Below are 12542 nucleotides of genomic sequence, written 5' to 3'. Positions count from 1 at the left end.
GGCGCAGCCATGAGCGCCGCTTCAAACGGACCGGACCCGGCGCAGTCCGGGCTGGAGGGCTATGCGCCCGATCCGGGGCGCGGTGACGTTTATGCCACCGCCTCCCCGGCGATCGCCGCGCGCTGGCAGGACGTGGCCCGCGCGATCCGCGTCTCGGGCGCGGATGGCGCCAACAAGGCGCAGGCGTATCTCAAGCGACATGTCGAGGATCTGGGGCTGGCCTTCCGCCTCACCGGCGACCAGCAGGAGCGCCCCTGGCCGCTCACCCCGATGCCGATCATCATCGCGGCGGACGAATGGCGCCGGGTCGAGGACGGCCTGATCGAACGGGCCGAACTGCTCGAAGCGGTGATCGCCGATCTCTACGGCGAGCAGAAGCTGGTGTCCGAGGGGAAAATTCCCGCGCCGATCGTGGCCGGCAGCAAGGATTTCGCGCGCAAGATGGTGGGCGTTACGCCGCCGTCGGGCCAGCACCTGTACGTCTACGGCGTCGATCTGGCGCGCGGGCCGACCGGTGAATGGCGCATTCTGGCCGATCGCGTGCGACTGCCCACCGGCATCGGCTATGCCATCGAAAACCGCATCGCGCTGTCGCGCGGTACCGGCAGCCTGCTCGCCTCGATCGGGGTCGAGGGCCACAACGCGTTCCTCGAGGCGATGCGCGGCGGTATTGCCGCGCGTTGCCCGCGCGAGGATCCGCGCATCGCGCTGCTGACGCCGGGCCCATTCAACCAGAGCTATCCCGAACAGGCGCATCTGGCGCGCTACCTCGGCTTTCCGCTGGTCGAGGGCCGCGACCTGACCGTGCGCGATTCGCGGCTGTATGTCCGCAGCATCGCCGGACTGAAGCGGATCGATGCGCTGTGGCGCTGGATCGACGCGCGCAACCTTGATCCGCTGGCGTTCGATTCGCGATCGCAGATCGGCGTGACCGATCTGTTTTCCGCCTGCGACGAAGGACAACTGGTGGTGGCCAACTGGCCGGGATCGGGCGTGGTCGAGGCGCGCGCCATGGCTGCGATCCTGCCCCGGCTGGCGCGCACGCTGGGGGGCGCGCGGCTGAAACTGCCCAACGCGGCGACCTGGTGGTGCGGCCAGGAACGCGAATGCGCGCACGTGCTCCGCCATCTGGACGAGCTGGTGATCAGCTCGGCGTTCCGCAATCCTGTCGCCGGGCTGGAGGATGCCCGCACGCGCATGGGTGCCAGCTTCGTCGGCGCCGAACGCGATGCCCTGATCGCGGCGATCCGGCGGCGGCCGATGGATTATGTCGGGCAGGAAATCGTCCATCAGTCGACCACGCCGTGCCTGGTGGACGGGCAGTTCGAGCCGCGCGCGTTCACCATCCGCACGTTCCTGACCCGCGATGCCGACGGCCAGTGGACGATGATGCCCGGCGGCTTTGCGCGGATTTCACAGGCCGGCGCGCTGCGCGCGCCGCTGATGCGCGCCGACGATCTTTCGGCCGACGTCTGCATTGTCGAGGAATGGCACGATCGCCCTGCGGCGGCCCCGGTCAAGCTGGTCCCGCCGCGTATCCGCCGCGCGGCGAGCGAGCTGACCAGCCAGGCGGCGGACAACCTGTTCTGGCTGGGCCGCTATGCAGAGCGCACCGCGATGACCGCGCGCGTTATCCGCACGCTGCTGGCCACCGCCGGCGGCAGCGCACAGGACACCACCAGTGCGACCGTGCGCAGCCGTATTTCAGCCTTGCTGGCGGGGTGGCACGCGGTCAATCCCGGCGGCGGCACACCCGAAGGGCTGGCAACGGTCGCGCTCGGCAGTCGCGAGCATCCTGGCGCGATCATCGCGCAGATCGAGGCGATGCGCCGCATGGCCCGGTTGCTGCGCGAACACCTCACCGCCGACAGCTGGCGCATCGTCAACCGCGGGATGCCGATCTACACCGCGCTCGACAGCGATTCGCTGGCGGCGGCCAGCGAAATCCTGATCGACCGGATTTCGGCGCTGTCAGGCCTTGTTGCCGAGAACATGGGCCGGTCGTGGGGCTGGCGGTTCCTCGAGATGGGCATGCGGATCGAGCGGGCCAGCGCCTGCATCGATGCGGCGCGCCGGATGATCCCCGGCAGCGCCAGCGCCGACGATCTTTCCGCGCTGCTCGACCTGTTCGACTGCCGCTATCTTTATCGCGGGCGCTATCTGGCGATCCCGTTTGTGGCGCCGGTGCTCGACATGATCCTGCTCGACCCCAATCATCCGCGCACGCTGGCCTTCCAGATCGGTCGGCTGCAAGATCACATCGCTGCGCTGCCCTCGCTGGCGGACGACGGCATGGCCGAAGCGCCGCTGCGGCTGGTGCGCGCGATTTCGGCGCGGATTGCCGCGCTCGACGCCACCAAGCTCGACGACTGGACGATCGGCGATCTCGGCCAGTCGATCCGCGACCTGTCGGACGCCATCTCGCATCGCTTTTTCCTGCCGGTCGAACGGCCCAAAGCGCGCGTGGCGGCGGCGCTGCCCGAATGAGCGGCCGGCCATGATCTATCACGTGCGCCACCTTTCGACGCTCACGTACGACAGCGCGGTCGATGAAGCCCGGTTCAACATCCGGCTGAAACCGATCGAATCGCCGCGACAGCGGTTGCTGAACTACCGCCTGTCGGTAACGCCGCTGCCCCACCGGCGGCGGGAGCGGTTCGGCCCCTACCCGGTCAATACCACCCGGCTGGAGATCGACGCGCCGCTGGGCGAGCTGTCGGTGCTCAGCGAATTCAGCGTGGAAGTGTTCACCCCGCCGCCGCTTGGCGCGACGTCGCCCACCATCGCGCACGTGCGGCGCGCGGCGGTCGATCTGGCGGACCTCGGCATGTTCGCGCCGGCCGCCTATCTGTTCAGTTCGCGGCTGGCGACGATCGAACGCGAGATCGGTGTCTGGGCCGCGCCGTATCTGGACCCCGGCGCAGCGATCGTTCCTTCGATCCTTGCGCTGTCATCGGCGCTCCATGCCCAGTTCGCCTACCGCCCCGGTGCGACCGATACCGACACCCCGCCGATCGAGGCGTTTCGCGCGCGGCACGGAGTGTGCCAGGATTTCGCGCACATCCTGATCGTAGGCTTGCGCGCGCACGGCATCCCCGCCGCCTATCTCGCCGGCTATATCCGCACGGTCCCGCCGCCGGGCATGCCGCGGCTGATCGGCGCGGACGCGATGCACGCGTGGGTCAACGTGTGGTGCGGCCCGGACCTGGGCTGGATCGCCATCGACCCGACCAACGATCGCGTGGCGGACGAGGATTACGTCGTGGTCGCCATGGGCCGCGATTATGCCGACGTCTCGCCGGTCGATGGCGTGTACCTCGGCTCGCCCCGCCAGACCACGCGCGTCGAAGTGGACATGATGCCGCAGGACTTGTGACGCGGGAGGATCATGGGGCGCGGCGGAGCTGCCCCGCCAACCCCTACCCCCGCCCGCGATAGCCGGGCACACCCTGGTCCGGCAGCCACAGCGCGGGCGGCGGCGCATCGGACTGCCAGAACACGTCGATCGGGATGCCCCCGCGCGGATACCAGTAGCCGCCGATCCGCAGCCAGCGTGGCTGCATCTCGGCAAACAGGCGCTGGCCGATGCCGACGGTGACATCCTCGTGGAACCCGCAATGGTTGCGGAACGAACCCAGGAACAGCTTGAGCGACTTCGATTCGACGATGGTTTCGCCCGGCGCATAGTCGATCACCAGATGCGCGAAATCGGGCTGGCCGGTGACCGGGCACAGCGAGGTGAACTCCGGCGCGGCAAAGCGCACGAGATACAGCGTACCGGTGCGCGGATTGGGCACGTAATCGAGCACCGCCGCCTCCGGGCTGGCGGGCAACGTGCTTGTCTGCCCCAGATGGAGCGGGCCGGGGGGAGGCGGGGCGCGATCGGTCATGCGGTGTCGTCCTGGCGAAAAAACTTCTGTGCCGCATGCCCTTATCGCAGCAATGCGGCAAGTCGGCGGTTGGCCGCGACGGGTTCAGGCGCTATTCAACCGCGCGTTGCAGGAGCAAAGCCTGCTGACAGGGATTCCATGAACAAGCGCAGTATCAACACAAACAGGCGTGGGCACCGGCCTTTCGCGGCGCGGAGTGTGTCGGGTGCGGGCGCCGTGGCGCTGGCCTTGGCGCTCGCGCTGATGGGTGCGCCGGTGGTGCGCGCGCAGGATGCGCCGCCGGGCGATGTCACCACGTTCAAGCTGCCGGTCAAGCCCAGCGCCACCCCGACTGCCGCAGGACCGACCGAGGCGGGAGCGCCGCCGCCCTCGCCCGCGACCAGCAAACCGGCGATCATCGTGCCGACTCCCGCCGCACCGACGGCAGCGTCATCCCCGAACACCACCCGCGCGCCCCAGCCATCGCCGCGGCCGGCACAACCGCAACGCATCGCGCCGAAGGCTCCTGCCGCCAACCCGGTGCGGACGCCAGCCCCGGCGGCGGCCGCAAGCAGCCCGCCAACGCTCGCCCCCGCCCCGATCGCGAGCGACGGCGTTGCCGCTGCCCCGACCGGCTCACCGTTTGCGGTGCCGACTGCCATTGCCAGCCCAACGAAAGCGGCAGCGGAACCGGCCATCATCGCAGCGCCCGAGGGCGCATCGCGCTGGCCCTGGGTCGCCGGCGCGCTGGCGGTGGTGGTCGCGGCCATTGGCAGCCTGGTCTGGTGGCGACGCACGCATGGGCCGCTCGCCCTGCCCGCGCCCGAATTCGTGCGCCCGATCGTGCCTGCGATGCCGGCCCAACCGCAGGCCCCGACCATCGCGATCGACGACATGCCCGGTGCCCCGACGACGCCGAGCGAGACGACCATCGCGGTGCCCGTCACCGCGACAGCCGCCGCCATGCCCTCGCCCGACTTCGGTGCCGAGCCGGTGTCCGCGCTGACGCTGGCGCTCGAGGCCACGCGCATGAGCGCGACGCTGGTCAACGCCACGCTGTCATACCGGCTGTCGATCACCAACACCGGCACCACGACGCTGGCGGGAGTCGAGATCGGCGGCGACATGATTTCCGCCCACGCATCGCGCCCGATGGAGGAGCAGTTGGGCCATGGCGCGCCGCTGGCCCCACTGCACCGCGTCGCCACGCTGGCGCCGGGCGAAAGCGTGGTGCTGGGCGGCGACATCCGCCTGCCACTGGGGTCGATCACGCCGATCCGGCGCGGGTCGGCGCACTTGTTCGTTCCGCTCGCGCGCTTCGCGATCGCCGCGTCGGACCCCGACGGGCGCAGCGTGACGTCGCGCAGCGCGTTCCTGGTCGGGCAGGAGCCCGGTGGCGACGCCGCGCGGCTCCAGCCGTTCCGGCTCGATCTGGGGCCCCGCCTGTATTCGCAGCTCGGCCAGCGCAGCCTGCCGATGCCCGCCTGAACCGCGCCGCCTCGCGCAGAGGCGCGCAGCCGCATCATTGATCCTTTTTACGGCTCGACTAGGCCCGGCTGGCCGACTATTGCTGACGTCTCCTCCCCAGGACTGACCTGAAACGCAAAACGTCACAGACGATCACAAGGCAGGAGAACATCATGGATTCGCTGGTATCGACCGAATGGCTCGCCAAGGAACTGGGAGCCAGCGACTTGCGCATCGTGGACGCCAGCGTGTTCCTGCCCGACACCGGACGCGATGCCGCCGCCGAATATGAGGCATGCCACATTGCCGGCGCGGTGTTCATGGATCTGGGCAACCTGACCGACAGCAACTCGCCGGTCGCCAACACGCTGCCGCCCGCCGAAAAGTTCGCCAGCCGGATGCAAAGCCTGGGTCTGGGCGATGGCAGCCGCATCGTCCTGTACGATGACAGCCCGATCAAGAGCGCGACGCGCGCGTGGTTCATGCTGACGATGTTCGGCGCGCACGACGTGGCGCTGCTCGATGGCGGTATTGCCAAATGGAAGGCCGAAGGCCGCCCGTGCAAACAGGGCAAGGAAAGCCTGCGCCACCGCCACTTCACCGTGTGGCAGGATGACAAGAACCTGCGCAGCAAGGCCGCGATGCTGAAGAACCTGCACGAAAAGTCCGAGCAGGTGGTCGATGCGCGCGGCGGCGAACGCTTCGACGGCGGCCATATCCCCGGCGCGCGCAACCTGCCTTACGCCAGCCTGTTCAACGCCGACGGCACATGGAAGGCCAAGACCGAGCTCAAGAAGGCGTTCGAAACCGCCGGGATCGATCTGGCCAAGCCGCTGGTCAGCAGCTGCGGTTCGGGCATGACCGCCAACGTCGTGATCTTCGCCGCGCACCTGCTCGGCAAGACCGACGTGGCGCTGTATGACGGAAGCTGGGCCGAATGGGGTGCCGATCCTGATACGCCCAAGGCGACCGGCAAGGCGAACGAGGTCGTCGCCTGACCCGATGACGAAGTCCTCCGGTGACGATCTGCAGCCCGCGACGAAGCTCGTCGCGGCGGGCCGGAGGCCGGAATGGACGGGTACGCCGGGCCAGCCGGGCAGCGTGGTCAACCCTGCGGTGTGGCGCGCCAGCACCCATCTGTATCCCGACATGGCCGCGCACAAGGCGGGGCCGCGCACCAACGAGGACGGGCGGTTCTTCTATGGCCGGCGCGGCGCGCCGACGCAGTGGGCGCTGGCCGAGGCGTTGACGCAGCTGGAGCCCGGCGCGCACGGCACGATGCTCTACCCGTCGGGCGTGGCGGCGATCGCGGCGGCGCTGATCACCGTGCTGCGCCCCGGTGACGTGCTGCTGATGACCGACAACGCCTATGAGCCCAGCCGCGCGATGGCGCGCGGGTTGCTGGCCGACATGGGCGTGGAAACGCGCTGGTTCGATCCGCTCGACATAGCCGCATTCGACGCCGCGATCTGCGAGCGCACGCGTGCGGTGCTGCTCGAAACGCCGGGCAGTCTCACCCTGGAGGTGCAGGACGTGCCGGCCCTGTCCGCCATCGCCAAGGCGCGCGGGGTGACCGTGCTGCTCGACAACACCTGGGCCAGTGCGCTCGGCTTTCCCGCGCTGACCCGAGGCGCGGACATCGCGATCATGTCGCTGACCAAGCATGTCGGCGGCCATTCCGACCTGATGATGGGCAGCGCCAGCGCCAGCGCCGATCTCTACGCCCGGTTGCGCCGTACGGCGCAGCAACTGGGCCACGTCGTTTCGCCCGACGATGCCGCGCTCGCCTTGCGCGGGCTGCGCACGATGGGGCTGCGGCTGGCGCAGGAGACCGCCAGCGCGCTGGCCATCGCGCAGTGGCTGGAAGCGCGGCCCGAAGTGTCGCACGTGCTGTGCCCGATGCTGCCCGGTTCGCCCGGCCACGCGATCTGGACCCGCGATTTCACCGGCGGCTGCGGCTTGTTCAGCTTCGTGATGAACGGCGGCAGCGCGGACGCGCGCGATGCACTGATCGATGCGCTGACGCTGTTCGGCATCGGTTACAGCTGGGGCGGGTTCGAAAGCCTGGCCACCCCGGTCGATCCGGCAGCTTTGCGCACCGCCACGCGCTGGCCGCTGCCGGGCATGAATCCCGCCGACCGGTTCGGCGTGCGCCTGTCGATCGGGCTTGAGGATACCGGCGACCTGATCGCCGATCTCGACGGCGGGCTTGCCGCGTGGCGCGCGGCGGGCGCCAGCGCATGAACGATCTCAAACACGCGGTCGCCGATGCGATCGACCTGCTCGACCAGATCGGTTTCGACGTCGGCAAGCATCACATCTCGCTGTGGGGCGCGGCGTGGATCATCCTGGTCGTGCTGGCGATGTTCGTGCTCGCGCGCCTTGGCAGCAGGCTGGCCAAGCGCATTTTCGCGCGGCTGACCCGGCTGGACGTGGCGCAGCGGGTGCTGGGCGAAAAGCTGGTGTCGATCGCGGTGTGGTTGCTGGCCGTGCTGGTCGGGATCGACATCCTCGGCATCGACCTGACCGCGCTGACCGTGTTTTCGGGCGCGTTCGGCCTCGCCATCGGGTTCGGCCTGCAGAAGACGTTCGGCAACCTCATCGCCGGGATCATCCTGCTGATGGACGGGTCGATCAAGCCGGGCGACGTGATCGCGGTCAGCGACGGCAAGGGTTCCAGCTTCGGGCAGGTCAAGAAAATCGGCATCCGCGCCGTCTCCGTGACCACGCGCGACAAGCGCGAATACCTGATCCCCAACGAAAACCTGATGACCAGCCAGGTTGAAAACTGGTCCTATTCCAGCCGCGAGGTGGCGATCCAGATCCCCGTGTCGATCGCCTATGGCAGCGACGTCGCACTCGCCGAAAGCCTGATGCTGCAGGCCGCGCGCGCCGCCAGCCGGGTGCTCGACCAGCCCGAACCCGGCGTGCTGCTCAATGCGCTGGGGCCCAGTTCGCTCGATTTCAACGTGATCGTGTGGATTTGCGATCCCGAGGAAGGGCTCGGCAACGTCCGCTCGCAAGTGTTGAAAGGCGTGCTGGCGCTGTTTGCCGAACACGGCATCGAAATCCCTTACCCGCGTCAGGACATCGCCTTGCGCGGCAGCGACACACTGGAACGGTTGATCGCGGCGCGTGACGCGGCGACGGGCGATGCGTCCGACCGCTGATCTCGACCACTGACCGCCCACTAAAGCTGACCTAGCCTCTGCCCAATCCATTCTCGCTGGCACCGGCGCGGCGCAATCGCCAAGTGGCTGGCATGAAAAGTTCCGCAACCAAGCTTCCCGGCGCGCCTCGCGTGGGCACGGTGTATCTCGTCGGTGCCGGGCCCGGCGATCCTGACCTGCTGACGCTGCGCGCCGCGCGGCTGGTGATGAGTGCGCGGCTGGTGGTGCATGACGGGCTGGTCGATCCCTCGATCCTGGCCATGGCGCCTGCCGGCGCACGCTTCGTCTCGGTCGCCAAGGCGCGCGCGCGGCACACCATGGCGCAGGACGACATCAACGCGCTGCTGGTGCGCGAGGCGCGGGCCGGCAACGACGTGATCCGCCTCAAGGGCGGCGATCCGTTCATCTTCGGGCGTGGCGGTGAAGAGGCCGAGGCGTGCCGCGCCGCTGGCGTTCCGGTGGACGTCGTGCCCGGCATCAGCGCCGCCAACGCCGCCGCCGCCGCTGCGCAGATCCCGCTGACCCACCGCGACAGCGCCAGCATCGTCAGCTTCGTGGCGGGCCAGTGCAAGGGCCTGGCCGAACAGAACTGGGCGGGCCTTGCCGGGGTGGGTCGCACGCTGGTGATCTACATGGGCGTGGCCACCGCCGACGCGATCGCCGAAAAGCTGATCGCCGATGGCCTGTCGCCCGCGATGTCGCTGGCGGTGGTGGAAAACGCCGCGCGCCGTTCGATGCGCGTGTTGCGCGGGCCGCTCGCCGGTCTTGGCGAACTGGTTGTGCGCGAAAAAGTGAAAAGCCCTGCCGTGATCGTGATCGGTGACGTGACCGGGCGCGAAACGGCCGAACGGCTGAAGGAACTGGCGGAGATGGCGCAATGAAGATCCTGACCGGAAACGACCTCAAAAGCGGGGACGTGGTGTGGTGGACGGGCAGCGACTGGTCGCGCCACGTCGATGATGCGGTCGACGTGGGCGAACACGCCGAAGCCGTGCTCGCCGCCGAAGACGCCGCGCGCCGCGTCAACGCCGGCTATGCGATCGACGCCGAGCAGACCGCCGACGGCATCCGCCCGGCGCACATCAAGGACCGCATCCGCGCGCTGGGGCCGACCGTGCGCATGGACCTGACCCTCAAGCCTGCCGACACGCAGGCCGGCAACTGGGTGATTTGAGATGTATCAGTACGACACCTACGACCAGCAGATGGTCGATGCCCGCGTCGCCGAATTCCGCGACCAGGTCGCGCGGCGGCTGGCGGGTGACATCACCGAGGACCAGTTCAAGCCGCTGCGGCTGAAGAACGGCCTGTACCTGCAGCTGCACGCCTACATGCTGCGCGTGGCGATCCCGTATGGCACGCTGAGCGGCAAGCAGATGCGTCTGCTGGGCGACATCGCCGACAAGTACGATCGCGGTTACGGCCACTTCACCACGCGCCAGAACATCCAGTACAACTGGATCAAGCTGGACGAGACGCCCGACATCCTCGCCGATCTGGCGACCGTGGAAATGCACGCGATCCAGACCAGCGGCAACTGCATCCGCAACATCAGCTCCGACCAGTACGCCGGTGCCGCCGCCGACGAGATCGTCGATCCGCGCCCCTATGCCGAACTGCTGCGCCAGTGGTCGACGTTCCATCCCGAATTCGATTACCTGCCGCGCAAGTTCAAGATCGCGGTGATCGCATCCGACACCGATCGCGCGGCGATGCGGCTGCACGACATCGGCATCCAGCTGGTGAAGAACGCGGCGGGTGAGCTGGGCGCGAAGTTCTATGTCGGCGGCGGCATGGGCCGCACCCCGATGATCGCGCCGGTGATCGGCGAATTCGTGCCGCTCGACCATCTGGTCACCTACACCGAGGCGTGCCTGCGCGTGTACAACCAGCACGGCCGCCGCGACAACAAGTACAAGGCGCGGATCAAGATCCTGGTCCACGAAATCGGCGCCGATGCCTATCGCGCGCAAGTCGAGGCCGAGTTTGCCCACATGCTGACGCTGGGGCTGGAACCGCCGTTGGCCGAACTGGAACGGATCAAGGGGTTCTTTCCCGATCCGGCGTTCGAAACCGGATTGTCCGACACCGTCGACCGGTCCGATCTCGATTTCGCGCTGTGGCTCGACCAGAACACGATTGCGCACAAGCAGCCGGGCTATGCCGTGGCGGTGATCAGCCTGAAGCCGGTGGGCGGTATCCCGGGCGACGCCAGCGCCGACCAGATCCGGCTGATGGCCGACCTGGGCGAGCACTACAGCTTCGACGAACTGCGCGTCACGCACGCGCAGAACATCGTGCTGCCGCACGTGCGCAAGGCCGATCTGTACACGCTGTGGCAGCAGCTCGATGCGGCGGGGCTGGCCACGGCCAACCTCGATCTGGTGGGCGACATCATCGCCTGCCCGGGCCTCGATTACTGCAGCCTCGCCAACGCGCGGTCGATCCCGGTGGCGCAGAAGATCAGCGAGCGCTTTGCCGACACCGGCCGCCAGCGGGAACTGGGTGAGCTGAAGCTCAAGATTTCGGGCTGCATCAACGCCTGCGGCCACCACCACGCGGGCCACATCGGCATCCTCGGCGTCGACAAGCGCGGGCTGGAAAACTACCAGCTGCTGCTCGGCGGCAGCGAGGGCGCGGATACCTCGCTCGGCAAGATCACCGGCCCCGGCTTCGACGAGGACGGCATCGTCGATGCGGTCGAAAAGGCCACCGACGTCTATCTCGCCAAACGCACCGACGGGGAGCGCTTCCTCGACACCTACCGCCGTATCGGCATGGAGCCGTTCAAGGAGGCGATCTATGGTTGATCCCCAATCTGGTACTTCGCTGCGTTTTCGCGACGACGAGCCGGTGTCCGACCCGGCGGTGACGGTCGATTCCTTCGCGGAACAGACCAATGCCGCCGCCGTGCGGATCGAACCGGGCGACGATGCGCGCGCGCTGTTGCCGCATCTGGCGCGGCTGGCGCTGGTCGAGGTGAACTTCCCCACGTACGGCGACGGGCGCGGCTATTCCTCCGCGCGCATCCTGCGCGAAGCGGGCTATGCCGGCGAATTGCGCGCGGTCGGCGACGTGCTGCTCGACCAGCTTTCGCACATGCATCGCTGCGGGTTCGACAGCTTCGCACCGCAAGTGCCGATCGATCGTGCCGCCGCCGAAAAGGCAATTCTGACGTGGCCGCAAGTCTACCAGAAGACCGTCGATGGCCGCGCGCCGATCTGGGCACTGCGTCATGGGTAGGGAGTTGAGGGTGGGCGAACGCGCACGCGACCGCATCGATACCGGCCCGCGCTTTACCGAAAGCGACGCGATCCGGCTGAACAACCTGTTTCGCGGCACCGACACGCAGGAAATGCTGCGCAACGTGCTGCACGACCGGCTGGCGGGCGACGTCGCGGTGGTTTCCAGCTTCGGTGCGGAAAGCGCGGTGCTGCTGCAACTGGTCGCGTCGGTCGATCCGGCGACGCCGGTGCTGTTCCTGGAAACGCACAAGCATTTTCCCGAAACGATCGTGTACCGTGATCTGCTGGTCGAACGGCTGGGCCTTACCAACCTGCAGGTGATCGAACCCGATCCTGTGGTGCTCGCCGCCAAGGACGACAACGGCTTGCGCTGGTCATGGGATCCCGACGGCTGCTGCGAGATCCGCAAGGTCATCCCGCTGGCCAAAGCGCTGCTGCCGTTCGACGCCACGATCACCGGACGCAAGGGTTTCCAGTCCTCGACCCGCGCCGGGCTGCCGCGCTTCGAGATCGACAACAGCGACGCGCAAGGGCGGCTGAAGATCAATCCGCTGGCCAGCTGGTCGAAGCAGGACCTCGAGGATTATTTCAACGCGCACGCGCTGCCGGCGCATCCGCTGGTGGCGCAAGGCTATCCCTCGATCGGCTGCGCGCCGTGCACCAGCATGGTCGCGCCGGGCGAAGACCCGCGCTCGGGCCGGTGGCAGGGCTGGGACAAGACCGAATGCGGCATCCACGTCCCCGGCACCCCCGATGGCGAGCTGCCCCCGGGATACGATCCGGTGTTCTGA

At 68.3% G+C, this 12542-nt stretch carries 12 protein-coding genes; 11 read left to right on the top strand and 1 reads right to left on the bottom strand.

Annotation, left to right across the window (positions count from 1 at the left end; all coding sequences use genetic code 11):
* Positions 1-9: 9 nt before the first annotated feature.
* Together NL2_RS05400 and NL2_RS05395 are read left to right on the top strand one after the other, a co-directional pair.
* Positions 10-2487 (top strand): circularly permuted type 2 ATP-grasp protein, encoded by a 2478-nt coding sequence (locus NL2_RS05400; protein ID WP_084355928.1) that lies wholly within the window; start codon positions 10-12, stop codon positions 2485-2487.
* A 10-nt stretch (positions 2488-2497) separates the two neighbouring features.
* Entirely contained in the window at positions 2498-3376 is an 879-nt protein-coding gene (locus tag NL2_RS05395) for a transglutaminase family protein (protein WP_068072734.1), read from the top strand.
* A 43-nt stretch (positions 3377-3419) separates the two neighbouring features.
* On the opposite strand, the gene queF is transcribed toward NL2_RS05395, so the two are convergent.
* Positions 3420-3890: a preQ(1) synthase gene (gene queF, locus NL2_RS05390; protein ID WP_068072732.1), complete on the bottom strand. Its 471-nt coding sequence runs from the start codon at positions 3888-3890 to the stop codon at positions 3420-3422.
* A 198-nt stretch (positions 3891-4088) separates the two neighbouring features.
* Here queF and NL2_RS05385 point away from each other — a divergent pair, with 198 nt between their 5' ends.
* The 9 genes from NL2_RS05385 to NL2_RS05345 all read left to right on the top strand — a co-directional run bounded on the left by NL2_RS05385 (position 4089) and on the right by NL2_RS05345 (position 12542).
* Positions 4089-5357 carry a hypothetical protein gene (locus NL2_RS05385; protein WP_157083043.1) on the top strand — a complete coding sequence of 423 codons (1269 nt, stop codon included), beginning with the start codon at positions 4089-4091 and terminating at the stop codon, positions 5355-5357.
* A 152-nt stretch (positions 5358-5509) separates the two neighbouring features.
* Positions 5510-6334: a sulfurtransferase gene (locus tag NL2_RS05380; protein WP_068072723.1), complete on the top strand. Its 825-nt coding sequence runs from the start codon at positions 5510-5512 to the stop codon at positions 6332-6334.
* Between the two features lie 4 nt (positions 6335-6338).
* Complete coding sequence (gene metC / locus NL2_RS05375) at positions 6339-7580, top strand: cystathionine beta-lyase (protein WP_068072719.1); 1242 nt, start codon at positions 6339-6341, stop codon at positions 7578-7580.
* Positions 7577-8506, top strand: coding sequence for a mechanosensitive ion channel family protein (locus NL2_RS05370; RefSeq protein ID WP_084355927.1), 930 nt, complete (start codon positions 7577-7579; stop codon positions 8504-8506). The genes metC and NL2_RS05370 overlap by 4 nt, the downstream gene beginning before the upstream one ends.
* 92 nt (positions 8507-8598) lie before the next feature.
* The gene (gene cobA, locus NL2_RS05365) at positions 8599-9387 is read left to right on the top strand and encodes a uroporphyrinogen-III C-methyltransferase (RefSeq protein WP_068072712.1); all 789 of its coding nucleotides are present in this window, start codon (positions 8599-8601) and stop codon (positions 9385-9387) included.
* A complete protein-coding gene (locus NL2_RS05360) occupies positions 9384-9680 on the top strand; it encodes a DUF2849 domain-containing protein (protein WP_068072708.1) in 297 nt (98 codons plus the stop codon). Before cobA ends, NL2_RS05360 begins: the two co-directional genes overlap by 4 nt.
* A gap of 1 nt (position 9681) precedes the next feature.
* The gene (locus tag NL2_RS05355; protein WP_068072705.1) at positions 9682-11316 is read left to right on the top strand and encodes a nitrite/sulfite reductase; all 1635 of its coding nucleotides are present in this window, start codon (positions 9682-9684) and stop codon (positions 11314-11316) included.
* Entirely contained in the window at positions 11309-11749 is a 441-nt protein-coding gene (locus NL2_RS05350) for a DUF934 domain-containing protein (protein WP_068072704.1), read from the top strand. The genes NL2_RS05355 and NL2_RS05350 overlap by 8 nt, the downstream gene beginning before the upstream one ends.
* Complete coding sequence (locus NL2_RS05345; protein WP_068072701.1) at positions 11742-12542, top strand: phosphoadenylyl-sulfate reductase; 801 nt, start codon at positions 11742-11744, stop codon at positions 12540-12542. The genes NL2_RS05350 and NL2_RS05345 overlap by 8 nt, the downstream gene beginning before the upstream one ends.

Source organism: Novosphingobium lentum NBRC 107847, from assembly GCF_001590965.1.
Classification (GTDB): domain Bacteria; phylum Pseudomonadota; class Alphaproteobacteria; order Sphingomonadales; family Sphingomonadaceae; genus Novosphingobium; species Novosphingobium lentum.
The sequence above is the reverse complement of the archived record's forward strand: the minus strand, read 5'-3'. Positions and strand labels throughout refer to the sequence as shown.